Origin of the sequence: Subtercola sp. RTI3 (assembly GCF_035018625.1) — a bacterium.
GTDB classification, from domain to species: domain Bacteria; phylum Actinomycetota; class Actinomycetes; order Actinomycetales; family Microbacteriaceae; genus Subtercola; species Subtercola vilae.
In genome coordinates, this window is the sequence record NZ_JASJXO010000023.1 from 33111 (window position 1) to 52161 (window position 19051).

General features: G+C 66.2%; 19 protein-coding genes. 3 read left to right on the forward strand and 16 right to left on the reverse strand.

Annotated elements, in window-relative coordinates; genetic code table 11:
* Positions 1–138: 138 nt before the first annotated feature.
* The 5 genes from QN358_RS10410 to QN358_RS10430 all read right to left on the reverse strand — a co-directional run bounded on the left by QN358_RS10410 (position 139) and on the right by QN358_RS10430 (position 3104).
* A complete protein-coding gene (locus tag QN358_RS10410) occupies positions 139–462 on the reverse strand; it encodes a DUF2469 domain-containing protein (protein ID WP_136641503.1) in 324 nt (107 codons plus the stop codon).
* Positions 449–1096 (reverse strand): ribonuclease HII, encoded by a 648-nt coding sequence (locus QN358_RS10415; protein WP_136641585.1) that lies wholly within the window; start codon positions 1094–1096, stop codon positions 449–451. Before QN358_RS10415 ends, QN358_RS10410 begins: the two co-directional genes overlap by 14 nt.
* Before the next feature lie 38 nt (positions 1097–1134).
* A complete protein-coding gene (gene lepB, locus QN358_RS10420; protein ID WP_136641502.1) occupies positions 1135–1902 on the reverse strand; it encodes a signal peptidase I in 768 nt (255 codons plus the stop codon).
* Positions 1903–2054: 152 nt separating this feature from the next.
* On the reverse strand, positions 2055–2399 hold the full coding sequence (gene rplS, locus QN358_RS10425; RefSeq protein WP_136641501.1) for a 50S ribosomal protein L19: 345 nt from the start codon (positions 2397–2399) through the stop codon (positions 2055–2057).
* A 213-nt stretch (positions 2400–2612) separates the two neighbouring features.
* Entirely contained in the window at positions 2613–3104 is a 492-nt protein-coding gene (locus QN358_RS10430; RefSeq protein WP_136641500.1) for an MFS transporter, read from the reverse strand.
* A 76-nt stretch (positions 3105–3180) separates the two neighbouring features.
* Here QN358_RS10430 and map point away from each other — a divergent pair, with 76 nt between their 5' ends.
* Positions 3181–3948 (forward strand): type I methionyl aminopeptidase, encoded by a 768-nt coding sequence (gene map, locus QN358_RS10435; RefSeq protein ID WP_323512315.1) that lies wholly within the window; start codon positions 3181–3183, stop codon positions 3946–3948.
* Positions 3949–4045: 97 nt separating this feature from the next.
* On the opposite strand, the gene trmD is transcribed toward map, so the two are convergent.
* The 5 genes from trmD to rpsP all read right to left on the reverse strand — a co-directional run bounded on the left by trmD (position 4046) and on the right by rpsP (position 7075).
* Positions 4046–4795 carry a tRNA (guanosine(37)-N1)-methyltransferase TrmD gene (trmD, locus tag QN358_RS10440; protein WP_136641498.1) on the reverse strand — a complete coding sequence of 250 codons (750 nt, stop codon included), beginning with the start codon at positions 4793–4795 and terminating at the stop codon, positions 4046–4048.
* Positions 4796–4855: 60 nt separating this feature from the next.
* Complete coding sequence (locus QN358_RS10445; protein WP_323512316.1) at positions 4856–5593, reverse strand: type IV toxin-antitoxin system AbiEi family antitoxin domain-containing protein; 738 nt, start codon at positions 5591–5593, stop codon at positions 4856–4858.
* 143 nt (positions 5594–5736) lie between these two features.
* Positions 5737–6450: a ribosome maturation factor RimM gene (rimM, locus tag QN358_RS10450; protein WP_323512317.1), complete on the reverse strand. Its 714-nt coding sequence runs from the start codon at positions 6448–6450 to the stop codon at positions 5737–5739.
* Positions 6407–6643, reverse strand: a complete 237-nt coding sequence (locus QN358_RS10455; protein ID WP_136641495.1) for an RNA-binding protein — start codon at positions 6641–6643, stop codon at positions 6407–6409. The genes rimM and QN358_RS10455 overlap by 44 nt, the downstream gene beginning before the upstream one ends.
* Positions 6644–6646: 3 nt before the next feature.
* Positions 6647–7075: a 30S ribosomal protein S16 gene (gene rpsP / locus QN358_RS10460; protein WP_136641494.1), complete on the reverse strand. Its 429-nt coding sequence runs from the start codon at positions 7073–7075 to the stop codon at positions 6647–6649.
* 204 nt (positions 7076–7279) lie between these two features.
* Between rpsP and QN358_RS10465 the strand changes: the two genes are divergently transcribed.
* Positions 7280–8416, forward strand: coding sequence for a glutamate--cysteine ligase (locus QN358_RS10465; protein WP_323512318.1), 1137 nt, complete (start codon positions 7280–7282; stop codon positions 8414–8416).
* Positions 8417–8475: 59 nt separating this feature from the next.
* On the opposite strand, the gene QN358_RS10470 is transcribed toward QN358_RS10465, so the two are convergent.
* The 6 genes from QN358_RS10470 to smc form a co-directional block, all read right to left on the reverse strand.
* Complete coding sequence (locus QN358_RS10470; protein ID WP_136641492.1) at positions 8476–9297, reverse strand: LLM class F420-dependent oxidoreductase; 822 nt, start codon at positions 9295–9297, stop codon at positions 8476–8478.
* A gap of 91 nt (positions 9298–9388) precedes the next feature.
* Positions 9389–10330 carry a siderophore-interacting protein gene (locus QN358_RS10475; RefSeq protein ID WP_237280293.1) on the reverse strand — a complete coding sequence of 314 codons (942 nt, stop codon included), beginning with the start codon at positions 10328–10330 and terminating at the stop codon, positions 9389–9391.
* A gap of 64 nt (positions 10331–10394) precedes the next feature.
* Positions 10395–12020, reverse strand: coding sequence for a signal recognition particle protein (ffh, locus tag QN358_RS10480; RefSeq protein ID WP_323512319.1), 1626 nt, complete (start codon positions 12018–12020; stop codon positions 10395–10397).
* A gap of 434 nt (positions 12021–12454) precedes the next feature.
* The gene (gene ftsY / locus QN358_RS10485) at positions 12455–13330 is read right to left on the reverse strand and encodes a signal recognition particle-docking protein FtsY (RefSeq protein ID WP_136641490.1); all 876 of its coding nucleotides are present in this window, start codon (positions 13328–13330) and stop codon (positions 12455–12457) included.
* A gap of 95 nt (positions 13331–13425) precedes the next feature.
* Positions 13426–13992 (reverse strand): YbhB/YbcL family Raf kinase inhibitor-like protein, encoded by a 567-nt coding sequence (locus tag QN358_RS10490; protein WP_136641489.1) that lies wholly within the window; start codon positions 13990–13992, stop codon positions 13426–13428.
* A gap of 16 nt (positions 13993–14008) precedes the next feature.
* Positions 14009–17686: a chromosome segregation protein SMC gene (gene smc / locus QN358_RS10495; RefSeq protein WP_323512320.1), complete on the reverse strand. Its 3678-nt coding sequence runs from the start codon at positions 17684–17686 to the stop codon at positions 14009–14011.
* 90 nt (positions 17687–17776) lie between these two features.
* Between smc and moeB the strand changes: the two genes are divergently transcribed.
* Entirely contained in the window at positions 17777–19030 is a 1254-nt protein-coding gene (moeB, locus tag QN358_RS10500; RefSeq protein WP_136641487.1) for a molybdopterin-synthase adenylyltransferase MoeB, read from the forward strand.
* Positions 19031–19051 lie beyond the last annotated feature (21 nt).

Here is a 19051-nt window from a genome sequence, read left to right on the forward strand (position 1 = left end):
CCCGAGGGGTCGGTGCAGAACCGACAAGACCCGTCGGTTGTGAGCGACGAGCCATGCAACAGGCTGCGGGAGGGCCGAACTCAGCACAGGGTCAGCCCGGAGGTTACTCGTAGAGCGGGCGCGTTTTCGTGCCAAGCCCTACTCGTCGAGCGCGAGCTCTTTCGGCAGCTCGAAGTCTTTCGACGACAACTCTTCGATGTTCACGTCTTTGAACGTGAGAACCCGAACCGACTTCACGAATCGGTCGGAGCGGTACACATCCCACACCCACACATCGTTCATCGTGAGCTCGAAGTAAAAATCGTGCTCGGTGTCGCGGCGAACCAGATCGACATCGTTCGCGAGATAGAACCGACGCTCTGTCTCTATGACGTACTTGAACTGCGACACGACGTCACGGTATTCGCGGTAGAGGGCCAGCTCGACCTCGCGGTCGTAGTCCTCGAACTCATCTTCTTCCATGGTTTGCCAAGTCTATCGGTGCGACGCTCGGCGCGCTCTTCAGCCACGTGTGCCGGTGGTGCTCGGTTGCACCCAGAAGCTCGATGGCCTCGAAGTGCGCGGCGCTGCCGTAGCCCTTGTTGCTCGCCCAGCCGTAGCCGGGCAGTACGCCGTCGAGATCGATCATCAGCCGGTCGCGATGCACCTTTGCCACTACCGACGCCGCGGCGACCGACGCGCAGTCGCGGTCGGCCTTGACCTTCGTGGTCACCTGCAGCGGGGTACCGAGGGCGGGCGACAGCCAGTCGTGCGAGCCGTCGAGCAGCACTGTCGCCGTCATGATCTCCACACCACTGGCGTGCAGGATGCCGAGCGCTCGTTTCGCGGCCAGCCCGAGGCACGCGATGATGCCCAGCCGGTCGACCTCATCGGCACTTGCCAGGCCCACGGCGGATGCCCCCGCCCACGCGGCGGCCAGGGGAGCCAGCAGCTCGCGCTTGGCCTCCGACAGCATCTTCGAATCGCGAAGCCCCACAGGAAAGCGGCCCGGGCGAACCGGATCGATGACACACATACCCACGGCGACGGGCCCAGCCAGCGCGCCACGCCCGACTTCATCGACCCCGATGACCATCGTCGCCCCTGCGCGCCCCATCGATCGCTCGTGCTTCAGAGTCGGTTCAGCCACGGGGCTCACCCAGAACCGCCCGGCGGCCCGGGAGCCGCATCTTTGGCGGCCTGGAACACAGCCGGGTAGTCGTCGAGGTAGCTCCACCGGCCGATGGGCCAGGTGATCCAGAGAGCGCGACCCACCACGTCGGCCACGGGAACGAAGCCGCCCCCCGGCTTGGTCTGGTTGTACCGCGAGTCAGCCGAGTTGTAGCGGTTGTCGCCCATCACCCAGAGCGACCCGGCGGGCACGGTGACATCGAACGCGATGTCGGAGACCTTCGTCACCCCAGCCGGCAGCTTCAGATACGGCTCGTTCAACGGCACGTCGTTCACCATCATCTGACCGAGCGCGTTGCAGCAGGCGATGTGGTCACCCGGCAGGCCGATGACCCGTTTGATGAGATGGTCGTTGCTGTCAGAGGCCGCGAGACCCACCGCGTCGAGCGCCCAGTTAATTGCACCCTTGATGGGGGACACAGCCGTGGGCGTCGCGGCAGGCAACCAGCCGCCCGGGTCTTTGAACACCACGACATCGCCGCGTTGGATGGGCATCAGGTTCGGCTCGAGCTCATTCACCAGGATGCGGTCATTGATCTGCAAAGTGTTCTGCATCGACCCGGAAGGAATGTAGAACGACCGCACCAAGAACGTCTTGATGAGTACTGAGGCGAGCAGCGCCACCAAGAAGATGATGATGATGTCGCGAATGAACAAGGCTGTGCTCTTCGAGCGACGCCCCGAACGTCTACCCGCGCGACGTGGCCGCGTGGGTACCGATGTTTCTGTCATTTAACCGCCTGAGCTCCCGACCCATTTTATGGGGCAGGAGCTCAGGTATTCGGTCACTTCGCCGGTCTGCACCGGCAACTTCACAGTCAAATTACTCAAACGTTAGGCCGTTCGGCGCAAACTGACAGAGAAAATGAAACGAGAGAAGAAGACTAGGCGCGCTTCTCTTTGATTTTCGCCTTCTTGCCACGAAGGGCACGAAGGTAGTACAGCTTCGCGCGGCGCACGTCGCCGCGCGTCACGATCTCGATGTGGTCGATGATCGGCGAGTGCACGGGGAACGTGCGCTCGACACCGACCTGGAAGCTGACCTTGCGAACGCAGAACGTCTCGCGCACGCCTTCGCCCGAACGGCCGATGACGATGCCCTGAAAGACCTGAACGCGCGAGCGGGTACCTTCGATGATGTTGACGTGTACGCGAACGGTGTCGCCGGCGCGGAAGTCGGGAACATCGCTACGCAGTGATGCTGCGTCTACGCTGTCGAGAATATGCATGGTATATCGCTCTCTGTAACCGCCACAGGTCGACTACGTGCTGGTAGCCAGTGTCTGGCTTCTGATGAAATGGTGTGCACGCGAAACTGCAGAACTCCCCTGTGGCAGAGTCTGGCGGTGGCACAATCGACAATTGTGTCATGCCATGAGGGCTTTAAGCAAAGAGGCCAACCCCGGGCATCCGGTGACCTACGGGCTCAGGATGCCCGTGACCTACTTCTCGTGACTGCGAGCCGTGTCGATGACGATGTACTCGCCGTTGGCCACCACCGGAGGCCTGGGCGCACCGGCACCCATCTGGGCAGCCGCCTGGAACGAGTCGAACGCCCCCTGTACCCGCCGCCGCGTCTCTCTGAACAGCTCGGAGAGTACGAGCCAGAACGCAGCCAGACCGACGATGACCACGGCGGTGGCAAGAAGGGTGCCTGCAGGAGTGAGAAAGCCGACGGCCACGATGGCGGCGTGCCAGAGCGCCAGAACTGCGACATCGGCCCATGAGACGGCGCGCGCCTGTCGGACACCTTTGCGGGCGTAGATGAGAACGCCGACACCGGCGAGGGCCAGCGCGAGTGCGCCGCACGAGAGCATGACCAGAAGAAACTGCCAGCCCGAACCGCCGAAAACCGACCACCCGATGAGAATCCACAGTGGCAGCACGACGACCGCAGCAACCTGCCAGTAGTAGAAGGCCCGTCGAACGAACATGATCCAAGGGTACGGCGGGTAACGTGGGTTGGGTCGTATCGCGCCTGTTCACACAGGCAAATCCAAGGGAAGACAGATGATAGAGCTCAAAACCGCCGCCGAGATCGAGCAGATGCGGCCCGCCGGCGCGTTCGTGGGCGAAGTTCTCACCGCCGTCGCTTCGGCAGCTGGGGTGGGTGTCAACCTGTTGAAGCTCGACAAGATCGCGCACGACATGATTCGCGCCCGTGGGGCAGAGTCGTGCTATATCGACTACCACCCCTCGTTCGGCGCCATGCCATTCGGCAAGGTTCTCTGCACCTCGGTCAATGACGCCGTGCTGCACGGGCTCCCCCATGACTACCGCCTGCGCGACGGCGACATGGTCTCGCTCGACTTCGCCGCGTCGGTCGGCGGCTGGGTCGCCGACTCGGCCATCACGGTCATCGTCGGCACTCCCCGGCCCGAGGATGCCCGACTCATCGACACCACAACGAGAGCTCTCACCGCGGGTATCGCTGCCGCCCAGCCCGGCGGTCGCCTCGGCGACATCTCGGCGGCCATCGCCGGCGTCGCCCTCGCAGACGGCTACTCCATCAACACGGATTTCGGCGGCCACGGCGTGGGCCGCACCATGCACGGCGACCCCCACATTCCCAACAACGGGCGCCCGGGCCGCGGCATCCACCTCGAACCGGGCTTGGTCATCGCCATCGAGCCGTGGTTTCTCGAGAGCACCGACAAGATCGTCACCGACCGCGACGGCTGGACTCTGCGAAGCGCCGACGGGTCACGCGGGGCGCACGCCGAGCACACGATTGCGATCACGGCCGACGGGCCGCTCGTGTTGAGCGCCCGCGCCTGAAGCGAACCTGGCGCAGAGTTCGGCGCGAGCGGGTCGGCCGCGAGGTCAGCTGTGCAGCGGCTGGGGCGAAACGGCGCCGCCGAGCATCCGGAACCGGCTACGCAGGGGGCAACAGATCGGGGCGAACGCGTCGGGTGCGCTCGAGTTGCTGGGCGCGGCGCCAGGTGGCGATGGCACCGTGGTTGCCGTTTGTGAGCACCGGCGGAACCTCGTAGTCGCGCCACAGCGCGGGCTTGGTGTAGCTCGGGTACTCGAGCAGGCCGTCTTCGTGCGACTCTTCGACGAGGCTCTCTGGGTTGCCGATGACGCCCGGAATCAGTCGCCCAATGGCCTCGATCATCGCCATCACGGCGACCTCCCCGCCGTTCAGTACGTAGTCGCCGAGACTCACCAGGCGCACGGATGCCCGGCTGCCGGCATACTCGAACACCCGCTGATCGATGCCTTCGTAGCGGCCGCAGCCGAACACGATGTGGTCAGCGTGGCTCAGCTCACGTGCCATCGCCTGCGTGAACACCTCGCCAGCTGGTGACGGGAAGATGACGATCGGGCCGGTGTCTGCGGCAGGCGCGTCTGCCTCGGTAGTGGATTCTGGCGCGGCGGACTTTGGCGCGGCGGCAGCGTCGAGGATCGCGTCGAGCGCCTCGCCCCACGGCTCGGGTTTCATCACCATGCCGGCGCCGCCACCGTACGGCTTGTCGTCGACCGTGCGGTGCCGGTCGTGCGTGAAGTCACGCAGGTCATGCACCGCCACCTCGAGAATGCCGTCTTCGCGGGCGCGGCCGAGCAGCGACACGTCGAGCACGCCGAAGTACTCCGGGAAGATCGTCACAATGTCGATGCGCATGCCAAAACCCTATCTCTGCCGGGGCGGCGCCCTCGTCACAACGCAATCGGCGGCCCTCGTTCAACCCGGCCGAAATGGGGCGTCGGTTCGAACCAGGGCCGCCGATTGCGCGGGCTGCGCCCCGAGATCAACCTGCCGCAGCCCGGCCTGCCGCAGGCCGGTCTGCCGCGGCCCGGCCTGCCGATGCCCAGCGCTCCAGCTGTGTTCCTGCCGGCCGACGAGCGCCCTGATCAGCGCCTCGACGCGCGGCCACTCGAACATCACCTGCGCGTACGTCAGCCGAATGACGAGGCACCCCCGCTCGTGCAGCAGCAGGTCGCGGCGCCGATCCTCCGCGAAGGCGGCCTCTGTCGAGTGCCATTGCCGCCCGTCGAGCTCGAGAACGAGCCGATCGCCAATGACCAGGTCGACAGGCTGGTCTGGTCGAATCCGATCACCCGCATACGAGCGGTGGATGACCACCCCTGCAGCGGCCGGGTCGCCGAATGGTGACGACCGATCCGTCGGCAACGCGAGGTGGTTCGCGTGCCGGTCGACCCTGACGTGCAGCCGGCCATCGTCGACGCACCACACCCCCTGAGCGCGAAGAGCAGAGATGCACGTGAGAAACCCGCCCACCCGAACGGCCTGCACGGCTTCAGCGGGTGCGGTCAGTGCTCTGATCGAGCCCTGCCGAATGCGTTCGGCCCGGCCCGTGAGAACAGCCTGCCGAACGAGGTGCGCGGTCATGCCCTCGGCGGCGCACTCTGCCGTCGAGACGATTCCGCCGCGCGCGGCAAACAGCTGGTCGAGGTGCATACAGACCAGTGTTGTAGCCCGGAACACCGCGCGGGCGGTGCCAGCACAATCTGTGGACAACCGGTGGACAACGCAATCGTCGGCCCTCATTCAACCCCACGCCCAGGGGGCAGAGGTGTGAACGAGGGCCGACGATTGGTGAACTACGAAGCGGCGGGTGCTTCGGTGACGGCGGGTGCCGACGGAACGCCAGCCGACGCGTCCGGAACCGTGTCGTCGGCCGTAGCGGCCTCAGACTCAGCGGCCTCAGACTCAGCATCGCCCGGCTCAGCGTCGTCAGCCGCCGGCAGTTCCTCGAAGAGGCCCGGAGGCGGCGTGATGGTGAGGAACCCACTGGCCACGTCGACCGACGGCACGATGGCCTTCACGAACGGAACGAGAACCTCGCCCGTGATCGTGGAGACGTGCAGCAGGTCTTGGGCCGGAAGGTGGTCGATCTGCGTCATGGTTCCGATGCGCACACCGTCACGCATGACGGCGAGGCCGACCAGCTGGTGGTCGAACCAGGCGTCTTCTTCGTCGGTGGTCTCGGTGAGGTCGTGGTCGATCCAGAGGATCGCCTTCGCCAGGGACTCGGCCGCATCACGGTCGGGAACACCGACGAAGAAGCCGACGGCGTGACCGTTGTACCAGCGCAGTTCGGCCAGTTCGAGGGTCTTACCGTGCCACGGCGAGGTGGTGGGCACTTGCAGCGTGAACACCGCGCCCGGAACGAAGCGTCGCCCCGGGTCGTCGGTGAACAGCTCGAGCTTGATCGCACCCTTCAGCCCGTGGGCTTTGGTGAGGCGACCTACTCGCAGTTGGGTCTCGTTCTTAGAAATCGGTATCAACCACGTCGACACGGATGCGCTTGCCATCGGCAAGAGCAGCAACGAGGGTGCGCAGGGCTTTCGCCGTGCGACCGGAGCGACCGATCACGCGACCGAGGTCGTCGGGGTTCACCCGAACCTCGAGAACCTCGCCGCGCGGTGAGCTCTTGGCGACAACGTGCACGTCGGTGGGGTGATCGACGATCCCCTTCACCAGGTGCTCGAGAGCCGGTGCGAGCAAGACTTACGCCTCGTCTGAGACAGCAGCTGCGTCAGCAGCCTCGTCGGCAACGGGAGCTGCAGCAACCGGAGCCGCGGGGGCCTCGGCCTTGGGGCGAAGAACGGGCTTCTTCTTCTCGTCGGCGACGAAAGCCGCTTTCGGAGCCTTGACGCGAACGGTCGAAACCGCGTTCTTGTCACCCTTGAAGATGCCCCAGTCGCCGGTCAGCTTGAGGAGAACCTCAACCTGCTCGGTGGGCTGGGCGCCAACGCCGAGCCAGTACTGCGCACGGTCGCTCTTGACCTCGATGAACGAAGGCTCTTCGGTCGGGTGGTACTTGCCGATTTCTTCGATGACACGGCCGTCGCGCTTGGTGCGTGCGTCGGCGACGACAATACGGTAGTAAGGAGCGCGGATCTTGCCCATGCGCTTCAAACGGATCTTTACAGCCACAATTCTCCTGAGTATTTTTATGGGGCGAACTGCCGGCCGTGAGCGTGGGGGCACACTCGGCCAAGAAAAAGTTCTAAGGTTCTGCGCAGTGCCTGAGTAGAGGGTCGGGCAAGGGCAGACTCGACTGACCATTCTGTCAGATATTTGCCCCGTAGAGTAATTAACACAGACATTCGGCACTTCGAACCACACAGGGGCGGCTCCATGCAGATCAGTTTCGCCGAATCGGCCCGCTCAACCCTCGGAATCGAGTGGGAGATCGCGCTCGTCGACCAGACATCTGGCGACCTCGTGTCGGTGGCCGCCGAGGTGCTGGAGGCATTGCGGGGAGCTGAGGGGTCGGAGCATCCGCAGATCACTGGCGAACTGTTGTTGAACACCGTCGAGCTCGTGACCCGGGTGCACACGACGGTTTCGGATGCCGTCGCCGACCTGCAGGGCCAGCTCGCCGAGGTGCGCGCCATCACCGACCCGCTGGGCGTCGAGCTGATGTGCGCCGGCACCCACCCGTTCGCCCAGTGGTTCGATCAGAAGGTCACCGACAAAGAGCGGTACCACAAGCTCGTCGACCGCACCCAGTGGTGGGGGCGCAACATGCTGATCTGGGGCATTCACGTTCACGTCGGTGTCGAGTCTCGCGACAAGGTTCTGCCGCTGCTGAACGGGCTGCTGACGTACTACCCGCACCTGCAGGCGCTGAGCGCGTCGAGCCCGTTCTGGGGCGGCGTGAACACCGGGTACGCGTCGAACCGGGCGTTGATGTTCCAGCAGCTGCCGACCGCCGGGCTGCCGTACCAGTTCACAACATGGGCCGACTACGAGCAGTATGTGGCCGACATGACCGTCACCGGAATCATCGACGACCACACCGAGGTGCGCTGGGACATAAGGCCCTCACCTCAGTGGGGCACAGTCGAGATGCGCGCGTGCGACGGCCTGTCGAGCCCCGAGGAGATCGGGGCTGTGGCGGCGCTCATCCAGTGCCTGGTCGATCACATGTCTGATCGGCTCGATGCGGGCGAGGAGCTGGTGACGCTGCAACCGTGGTTCACGCGCGAGAACAAGTGGCGCGCCGCCCGCTACGGGCTCGATGCCGAGATCATTCTCAACCCGGCGGGAGACGAGCGCCTCGTCACCGATGAGATTCGTGACCTGCTGGTGACGCTGGCACCGACCGCTCTGAAACTCGGATGCTCGGCAGAACTCGCCCAGGTCACCCTCATTCTCGAGCAGGGTGCCAGTTACCAGCGCCAACTGCGGGTGGCGGCCGAGAACGGCGGCAGCCTGCATGCCGTGGTTTCGTCGCTCACGCACGAACTGCGGCACGGGCTCGGGGGCTGAAGCCAGTGCCGGTCTGCACGCCGCATGAAGATGCGCGCGGCGTGCAGACCGCGTCGGCGTTACGCGTTCTTCGCGTCGCGCCAGGCGAGCAGGTCTTTCACGGGCGACACGTCGAGGCCGGGGCCGGTGATGCCGAGCGTGAACAGGGTGGCGCCGAGGGCGAGCTGGGCGTCGAGGTCAGTCTCGTCGAATCCGTCTTCGGTGTGCGGGCGTGTTCCGGTTGAGATTTCGATCTCGTTGAAGTCGCGGCCGATCTCGTCACAGTGCGCTCGCAGGATGACGAGCTTGCGCTCGAGGGTTTCGGTGTCGGCGAAGCTGTGCCAGATGTCGGCATGCTTGGCCACGATGCGAAGAGTCTTCTTCTCGCCGCCGCCGCCGATGAGCACGGGGATCTTTCGCGTGGGCGGCGGGGTCAGCTTGGACCAGCGCGACTCGATGCGCGGCATGGCTTCGGCCAGGGCATCCAGTCGCTGCCCGACGGTGCCGAACTCGTAGCCATACTCGTCGTAGTCGCGCTCGAACCAGCCCGAGCCGATGCCGAAGATGAGACGCCCCTCGGCGCCCGGGTTCTTCGCGCTGATGTGGTCGACGGTGCGGGCCATGTCGGCGAGCAGGTCAGGGTTGCGGTACGTGTTGCAGGTCACGAGCGGGCCGAACTCGATGGTCGAGGTCTGCTCGGCCCAGGCCGCCAACATGCTCCAACCCTCGAAGTGCAGACCTTCAGGGTCGCCCGAGAGCGGGTAGAAGTGATCCCAGTTGAAAGCGATGTCGACGCCGAGCTCTTCGAGCTGCGTGAGGGTGTCGCGGATCTCGCTGTAGGTCGAGTGCTGCGGTGCAATTTGAACGCCGATGCGTACCGGCCGATTCGTCTCTGAAGTCATACCAAAAGCCTACTTCGCACTGCACTGGTCGCCGCCCGCCGCGACCACTTCTGTGCAGAAGTCAGTCAACTGTTCACCTGTGAGCGACGCGTCAGATGTCGGCGCGACCCAGCCGCCAGTACCCCATGAACGCAACGGATGCCCGGTCGAGCCCGCACTCCCGCACCAAGTGTCGGCGCACCTCCTTGACCACTCCGGCCTCGCCCGCGACCCATGCGTACAGCTCCGTGCTCTCGCAGAGAGGCACGCCAGCATCGCTCACCGGAACCTCCCACAGCAGCACGGAATCGACATCGACATCGTCGAGCTTTTCGAGATCACCAACCCCACCGCGCCCGCCCGGCCCGAGCAGCATCCCCGTCGCCGCCCGTACCGCCGGCAGCAACGCCGAACCGGGATCCCCCGCCCCCCGCGCCACCACTCGCACCTCGACGCCCACGTGGGCGACCAGCGCGGCGGCGTCGCCGAGGTGCGGAACCTCAACGAGGGCGAGGCCCCGGGCATCCGGTGCCAGTCGCTCGAGAATCGATGCGATGGCCGGCAGCGCGGTCTCGTCGCCCACGAGCAGAATCGTCTCGGTGTGAGCCGGGGGCACGAAGTCGACCCCGCCACACACGCCATCGAACCCACGGTTCGGCCCCAGGATGACCAGCGGGTCTCCCGGCTGGGCTCGGGATGCCCACGCCGAAGCCGGCCCGGCATCGCCGTGCAGCACGATATCGACGTCGATCTCCCGCTCGTCGGCCCTCACCTGACGAACGGTGTACGTACGAATCGGATTCTGCCGCCCCACCGGCAGCGAACGCCACTCGGAATACCAATCGTCACCGGTCGGAACACTCTCGAGCCCGATGCCGGGCAGCGGGAAGACCAGTTTGATGCGCTGGTCGTAGCCATTGTCGGCGAACTGGTCGAGGTCAGGGCCGGTGAAGGTGAAGCGCGAAAGCGTGGGGCTCAGCGGCCGGATGCGCAGCAACTCGACCTCGAACATCAGGAACGAGCTCTGCCGCGATCGGGTTCTGGTGTGCTCCACGAAACCTCCAAGTAAGGTAAAGCTAACCTAACTCAGATGTGAGCGTGATGCGAACTGGGCGAACTCAGCGCCGCAGGAACTTCTGCAGCGACTCGAGCTCCTTCTCGCTCGGGCCACCGGCAGCGCCAGAACCAGCATCCGCGCCAGCGCCAGAACCAGCATCCGCGCCAGCGCCAGAACCAGAACCGAGCCCGAACCCAGACCCGCCGCCCGAACCCGCGCCCGCCGCCCCCGGAAGCTTCTCCCCCGACGCCAGCGCCGCGTTCTCGACGGCGCGCTTCGCCGGGTTACCCGACTTCGAGCCCTTCTTCTTCGGCTGAACCTTGCCGCGCCCTGCGAACCCGGCGCCGGGAATCGGCCCCATGCCCGGAATCTGGGGTACACCGCCGCGCGCAACCGTCTTCATCATCTTGGCGGCCTGCTCGAAACGCTGCACGAGCTGGTTCACGTCGGTCACCGTCATGCCCGAACCGCGGGCGATGCGCACGCGTCGCGAACCGTTCAACAGCTTCGGATTCTGGCGCTCGGCCTTCGTCATCGACTGGATGATGGCCTCGGTGCGAACGATTTCACGCTCATCGAAGTTGTCGAGCTGCTCGCGCATCGCGCCGGCGCCCGGGAGCATGCCGATCATCTTCTTCAGCGACCCCGCACCGCGCAGCTGCTGCATCTGGCCAAGAAAGTCTTCGAGCGTGAAACTGTCGGTGCGGAACTTCTCCGCGACCTTCTTCGCCTCTTCTTCGTCGAACGCGCCCTGCGCCTGCTCGATCAGGGTGAGAATGTCACCGAGGTCGAGGATGCGCGACGCCATGCGATCCGGGTAGAACGGTTCGAAGTCGTCGAGTGACTCACCGGTCGAGGCGAAGATGATGGGTCGGCCCGTGACAGAGGCCACCGACAGCGCAGCACCACCCCGGGCATCGCCATCGAGCTTCGTCAGCACGACACCGGTGAAGTCGACACCGGCCTGGAACGCCTTGGCCGTAGCCACCGCGTCTTGCCCGATCATCGCGTCGATGACGAAGAGCACCTCGTCGGGGTCGACGGCCTTACGAATGTCTGCGGCCTGCTTCATCATGTCGGCATCCACGCCGAGACGGCCGGCGGTGTCGACGATGACCACGTCGTACTGCTTGTCGATGGCCCACTTGATGGAGTCTTTGGCGACCTTCACGGGGTTGCCGACGCCGTTGCCGGGCTCGGGTGCGTACACCGCGACGCCGGCCTGTCCACCCACCACCTGCAGCTGCTGCACGGCGTTCGGGCGCTGCAGGTCGGCGGCGACCAGAAGCGGGGTGTGGTTGTCTTTCGCGAGCCACTTCGCCAGCTTGCCGGCGAGCGTCGTCTTACCGGCGCCCTGCAGGCCCGCGAGCATGATGACCGTCGGAGCCTTCTTGGCGAAGTTGATGCGCCGGGCCTCGCCACCGAGAATGGCGATCAGTTCTTCGTTGACGATCTGAACCACCTGCTGGGCGGGGTTCAAGGCCTTGTTGACCTCGTCGCCGAGCGCGCGCTCACGCACCTTGCCGGTGAAGTCTTTGACGACATCCAGCGCCACGTCGGCGTCGAGCAGGGCACGACGAATCTCGCGGACCGTACCGTCGACGTCTGCAGGGCTGAGCTTGCCCTTCGTGCGAAGATTTCGAAAGGTATCGGCTAAGCGGTCAGAGAGGTTTCCAAAAGTGGCCATGGTGACACAATCTTAACCGATCAGGTTCTGTACGAAGACGTGCGGCGTGAAACCGGTGAGGTCGTCTTGTTCGCACGGGCGACCGCGCCGATCGGTTCTGTCGACGTGACGAGCCCAACCAATCCAGATAGTCGATTTTTTATCAGCTACGATAGGAGACGTGCTCTACTTTCCACCGATGATCTCAAGCCGTCCATGACGGTAGGAGCCGCGATGTTACTCGCGACGAGTGTCGATTGTTCAACGACGAACTGCGGGCAAGACGCCTTAGCTGGAATCCTTCTGTTGTTGCCCATAGTTCTTATCGTCGCAATCCGTGGTGGCAGCCCCGCCGCACGAAAGATGAGGTACATCGTTTGCGGATGCGTGGCATTACTCTGTTGGGGCCTTACCGCGTGGATTGTCGCCTCAACGAACTAGCCCAGAGCTCTGTCTTAACCGATCAGGTTCTGCACGAAGACATGCGGCGTGAAACCGGTGAGGTCGTTGATGCCCTCGCCCTGGCCGATCAGTTTGATCGGGATGCCCGTGCGCTCCTGCACGGCCAGAACGAACCCGGCCTTCGCCGAACCGTCGAGCTTGGTGAGCACGAGGCCGGTGACCCCGGCATGCTCGATGAACGCTTCCGCCTGGAGCAGACCGTTCTGGCCCGTCGTGGCATCGAGTACGAGCAGCACCTCGGCGACGGGTGCCTGCTTCTCTATGACGCGCCTGATCTTGGTGAGTTCATCCATCAGCCCGCCCTTGGTCTGCAGGCGGCCGGCGGTGTCGATGATGGCGATCTCGATATTGTTGCGCTTGGCGTACTCGACGGTCTGGAAAGCCACCGAGGCGGGGTCTTGGCCCTCTTGCTGCGGCCGCACGATGTGCGCGCCCGCGCGTTCGGCCCAGGTCGCAACCTGCTCGACGGCGGCGGCCCGGAACGTATCGGCCGCCCCGACCACGACCGTGCGGTTGTAGTTGCCCAAGAACTTGGCGAACTTGCCGATGGTCGTGGTCTTGCCCACGCCGTTCACGCCCACCACGAGCACGACCGCCGGCCGCTCGGTGAGCTTCAGCGTGGGGTCGAGCTTCGAGAACCGCTCCTCGAGAGTCTCCCGAAGCATGCGCTGCAGGTCTTTCGGGTCGGTGGTGTTGTAGCGCGACACCTTCGTGCGCAGGTCGCCGACGATCTGATCAGTGACGTCGATGCCGAAGTCTCCGGTGATGAGTGCGGTCTCGAGGTCGTCCCACGTCTCGTCGTCGATCGTCTTCTTTGCGAACATGCCGCGGAGGGCGCCCGACAGCGACCAGGAGTTGCGTTCAGCCATGCCCTCAGCCTAATGAGCCGCGTGGATGCCCGGGCACCGCTTGCCCGCGGCGCCCTGCCCGCGCCTCCGCGCAGTAATCGTGTAGTCGGCCGGGGTCACGGGCGCTCGAAGGTGCCCCAGGTGCGCCCGCGCGCGAGGATCAGCCCGTACGCGGCGGCGGCGACAGACTCGAGGCGGGCGGTGGCGGGCAGCGGAAGAGGCTTCGAGAGCGCGAACAGCTGGAACACGTACCGGTGCGGCCCGTGCGCCTCGATAGGGTGTGGGCCGGCGTACCCGACCCGGTTGAACGAGCCGGGGTGCAACACGATTCCGGTGTTCTCGGCCTCGAGGTTGAGTTCGCCCCGGGCGACCGAGGTGCGGCTCGGGTCGAGGCGGGCGAGCAGGTGGATGACCGGGCGAGGCAGAGGCACATCAGGGTCTTCGACCACCAACAGTAACTGCTTGGTGCCCGCGGGCAGGCCGCTCCAGACGAGCGCGGGTGAGACGTTGTCGCCTGCACCGTCGCCCGCGTGGAGTGCCGGAATCGCAGCCCCCTCGGCGAAGTCGGGGCTGCTCATGACAATCGTAGTGGGAGCCTCGGGCGCAAGCGTGCCCCAGGCCAGCATGTACGAACCAGCGCGCACCCGGCGAATCAGCCGGCCCGGCTTCGGAAGCTTCACCACGGTCGCACTCCGCCCCTCACGACGCCACCTCGACCCGCTGGCCGATCACGGCCGACACCCCGTCTTGCCGCATCGAGACGCCGTACAGCGCGTCAGCGATCTCCATCGTGCGCTTCTGGTGGGTGATGACGATGAGCTGCGAGGTCTGTCGCAGGTCTTGGAAGATCGTGAGCAGACGCCCCAGGTTGGCGTCGTCGAGGGCGGCCTCGACCTCGTCCATGATGTAGAACGGGCTGGGGCGCGCCTTGAAGATGGCGATCAGCAGCGCCACGGCGGCGAGCGAACGTTCGCCGCCCGAGAGCAGAGACAGCCGCTCGATCTTCTTGCCCGCCGGCTTCACACTGACCTCGACCCCCGTCGTGAGCAGATCCGAAGGGTCGGTGAGTGAGATACTCCCGGTTCCGCCGGGAAACAGCACGGGAAACACCTCGGCGAAGGCGTCCCGCGTGTCGTTGAAGGCGGCCTCGAAGATGTACTTCATCTTGTCGTCGATCTCGTCGATGATCGTGAGCAGGTCTTTGCGCGTGTTCGTGAGGTCGGTGAGCTGTTCGGTGAGAAATTTGTGCCGCTGCTCGAGTGCGTCGAACTCTTCGAGTGCGAGCGGGTTCACGCGGCCTAGTTCGGCGAGCATGCGCTCCGCGCGGGCCAGGCGGCGCTTCTGCTCGTCGCGGTCGAACGGAACGGTTTCGGGGTCGGCCGGGCCCGCGTGGTCGCCCCCCTGCGATTCGGTTCCGGATGCCCCCGAAGGAGCCGCACCGGCCGTTCGGCTGATCAGAGCGGGGCCGGCGCCCCGAACATCCATCGGAATCGGCTGATCGGGCCCGTACTCCTCGACCAGATCGGCCTCCACCATACCGAGCTCAGAACCCACCCGTTCGAGCACGCTCGACAGGTGCAACTTCTTCTCGTAGATCTGCAGTTCGAGCCCGTGCACGTTCTCGGTGATGCCCTGCAAGCGTTGCCGGAGCCCCGCCTCGAGCTTGCGCAGATCGGTCAGTTCGGCATTCTGTTCGGCCCGTTCGGCCTCACTCTGGGCGAGTTCGAGCCGGGCAGCTGCCACCGAACGGTCGACCGAGTCGAGCACCTCTGGCAGGCTTTCGGCGACGGCCGTGGCCGCATCGACCTGCCGGCGCCGAATCACCGCGCGCCGGGCCGCCTCCTCCGCCGCCTGGCGCTCGCTTTCGAGTTGCCGTTCGAGCGCGACCACGCGAGCCTGTTCGGCCCGCACCCGCTCCCGCACGGTCTCGAGCTGCAGCCGCGCGTCGAGTTCGCCGTCGCGCGCCTTCTCGAGGGCTCCGAGCAGATCGTCGCGCGAACTCACATCGAGAATCGGGCGGGGCCGACTGCGCGCCGCATCGAGTTCGACACGCGCCTTCTCGGCCGCCGCCAGTGCCCCCGCCACGGTTTCGCCGGCAGCCGCACGCGAGCGCTCGAGCCGTTCGAACTCACCCTGACTCGCATCGACCTGCGCGCGCAGCCGCGAGAGCCGCTCGGTCTGCGCCGCGAGCCGCGAGTCGAATTCACGCAGTGCCTGCAGCGCCGCCGTCGACTGCTGCTTCGCGTTCTGCAGAATTCCGCGCTGTTCGGCCAAAGCGAACGTGGCACGATCGATGTCGGCCGTCACGATCTCGAGCCGGTCAGACGCCGCATCCCGCTCCGCCACCAGCTCGAGCCGCGACCGTTTCGCGCCCGAGCCGCCGCGCAGCACGTACTCCGTGAGCACGTCGCCGCCCTTCGTGATGATCGTCACCGGGAGGGTTTCCGGATGCCCGGCGTCGCCATCCTCGCTCTCAAGCACCTTCCACGCGGCTCGTGCCGCCGCGATGTCGTTCGCGATAAGGGTCGCGAAGAGAAGCGCTTTCACGCCCGCCGGCGCGACGACCACTTCGGCGGCGGGTGTGAGGCCGGCTTCGGCAACCGAAGCATTCCAGCTCGGAGAACGCGCACCAACACCAACACCTGCACTCGTCGCAGCCGCCATAGCCGCAGAACCCCCCGCCGCCACAATCACCTCGACCCGACCCATATCGCCCGCCCGCGCGTGCTCGAGCGCCGCGAAGGCGTCATCGCGCGTCTCGGCCAGCACCCCGTCGGCGAGCGACCCGAGCGCCGCCGCGATGGCTGCCTCGAACCCCGGCGTGACCTGAACGTTCTCGGCGACGAGCCCGCGCACACCGGCGAGGCCGGAGGCCGCGAGTTCGCTCGATCCGTCTTTCTGCGAGAGCGCCATCGACAGCGCGCTGGCCTTGCCTGCCAGGGCATCTCGTTCGCGTTGGTGCGCGTGCAGGGCATCCCGAAGCTGCTCGATCTCGGCCTCGGCCTCGAACACGGCCGCCTGCGCGAACTCGTAGGCCTCATCGAGGTCGGTCTCGCCCGCGTCGGAGGTGGCCGCCTCGGCCTCGAGGGCGACGAACTCGATCTGCAGGCGTTCGCGGCGGTCGTGGGCCGCGTCGAGCGCGTTCTGCTGCCGCAGGTCTTCGCCGCGAACGGCCGCGAGCCGCGAGTTGGCCGACTCGAGCTGGCCGGCGAGCTTCGAGATCTCGAGGTCGTGCCGCGAGACCAGCGCACTCTGCGCGGCGATCTGCTCGTCGGCCGCGTCGAGCGCCTGCCGCGCGGCGAGGGTCAGTGCCTGAGCGCCGTGCCACGCCTGCTCGGCAGCCACGACTCCCCCGGCGAGGCGCGTCGCCTCGATCTTCGAATCGGCGACCATCGTGGGCGAGACGCCCGGCGCGGCGGCCGAATTCTCCTGCTCAGAGCCGAGCAGCGCCAGGCGCTGATTGGCGAGCGTATAGAGGCCGCGCAGGCGCTCCTGCACCGATTCGAGGCCGAAAGCGGTGCGGCGCGCGAGGTCGACGGCGTCGCCCACTTGGGCCCGCTCGATGCGTTCGATACGCAACTGGTTCTGTTCGAGCTGTTCCTGCAGCACGATGCGCTCGGTTCGCCGCTCGTTCTCGCTCTTCGAGTGGGTGTCGAGGGCAGCTCTCAGGGTGACCACTTCGTCGGCCAGCAGGCGGGCACGGGCATCCCGCACGATCGAGGCGATGCCCTGGGCCTCTTTCGCCACCTCGGCCTGGCGACCCAGAGGTTTCAGCTGGCGCCGGATCTCGCCCGCCAAGTCGCTCAGCCGCGTGAGGTTCGCCTGCATGGCTTCGAGCTTTCGAGCGGTCTTCTCTTTGCGGCGGCGATGCTTCAGGATGCCCGCGGCCTCCTCAATGAATCCACGCCGCCCCTCGGGTGTGGCGTGCAGCACCGCGTCGAGCTGGCCCTGGCCCACGATCACGTGCATCTCCCGCCCGAGGCCGGAGTCGCTGAGCAGCTCCTGCACATCGAGCAGCCGGCACGCGTCGCCGTTGATGGCGTACTCGCTGCCGCCGTTGCGGAACAGCGTGCGGCTGATGGTCACTTCGGAGTAGTCGATCGGCAGAGCGCCGTCGGAGTTGTCGATGGTCAGAATGACCTCGGCCCGGCCGAGCGGGCCGCGAGTGGCCGTGCCCGCGAAGATGACGTCTTCCATCTTGCCGCCGCGAAGCGTCTTCACACCCTGCTCGCCCATCACCCAGGCCAGCGCGTCGACCACATTGCTCTTGCCCGAGCCGTTCGGGCCGACCACGCAGGTCACTCCGGTCTCGAACGCGAACGTCGTGGGCTGCGCGAAAGACTTGAACCCCTTGAGGGTCAGGCTTTTCAGGTACACCGGGCGACCTTTCGAGTGAGGCTTGCGTCTACGGTACAGGGGCCGGGCATCACGGGGTGCCGTGACACGTGCGCCGGTAAACTGGGGGCCATGGCACGCACACCCCTCGTCGCACCGGGTTCAGAGCTCGACGACGCCGAACGACGGCGGTATTCGCGCCAGATCAGGCTGCCGCAGATCGGCGTCGAGGGTCAGCGCCGGCTGAAGGCTGCGCGGGTGCTGGTGATCGGCGCGGGCGGGCTCGGGTCGCCGGTTCTGACCTACCTGGCGGCGGCCGGGGTCGGCACGCTCGGCATTGTCGATTTCGACACGGTCGACGTGTCGAACCTGCAGCGGCAGACCATTCACACAGTGGCGGCGGTCGGTGAGTTGAAGACGCGGTCGGCAGAAGCGGGCATCCGGAGCCTGAACCCGCACGTCACGGTTCAGCTGCACGACGAACGCCTCACCGGGCGCACTGCCGCTCGCATTCTCTCGGGCTACGACCTCGTCGTCGACGCAACCGACAACTTCGCCGCCCGCTACCTCGCAAACGACACGGCAGCCCTGCTCCGGATGCCCTACATCTGGGGTTCGGTGCTGAGGTTCGACGGGCAGGTGTCGACGTTCTGGCCGCTCGCGCCGGGCGGAGCAGTAGACCTCCGCCACCTCTTCCCCACCCCTCCCGCCGACGACGAAGCTGAATCGTGCGCGGTGGCCGGCGTGCTCGGGCCGCTCTGCGGCGTCGTGGGATCAGCCATGGCGGCCGAGGCGCTGAAGCTCATCGTCGGGTTCGGCGAGCCGCTGTTCGGGCGCATCCTGGTGGTCGACGCCCTCGATTCGACGTTCACGATCGTGCCGTTCAGGGCCGCCGCCGAAAGCAATCCCCCGCTCTCCGACACCGCTGAGAGCCGCCCGACAACCGACAGCACCGCCACCTCCGATGGGAGCAGTCCGATGACCCCAGATACCGCGCGCGCCACCGCCGCACCCGCAACCGCACCCGCCGCCAGCTCAGTGCCGCGTCGCTCGCCCTCCGTCACCGTCGACATGCTCGCCGAGCGCCTGGCCGCACGGGCCGCGGGCACCGACGACTTCGTGCTCGTCGACGTGCGCGAGGAGTGGGAGCACGACGCCGTCGCGATCGAGGGTGCCGAACTCGTTCCCCTCGACTCGCTGCTTTCGGATGCGGCACGCGCGCTCATCCCGCAGACCGCCGAGGTGCTCGTGCACTGCCACCACGACGGACGCTCGCGCTACGCACGCGACGTGCTCCTCCAGTCGGGCTACTCCGACGTCACCTTCGTCGAGGGCGGCATCGATGCCTGGGCCGCCCTCATCGACCCGACCCTGCCGCGGTACTGACCCTGTCTCTTATACACATCT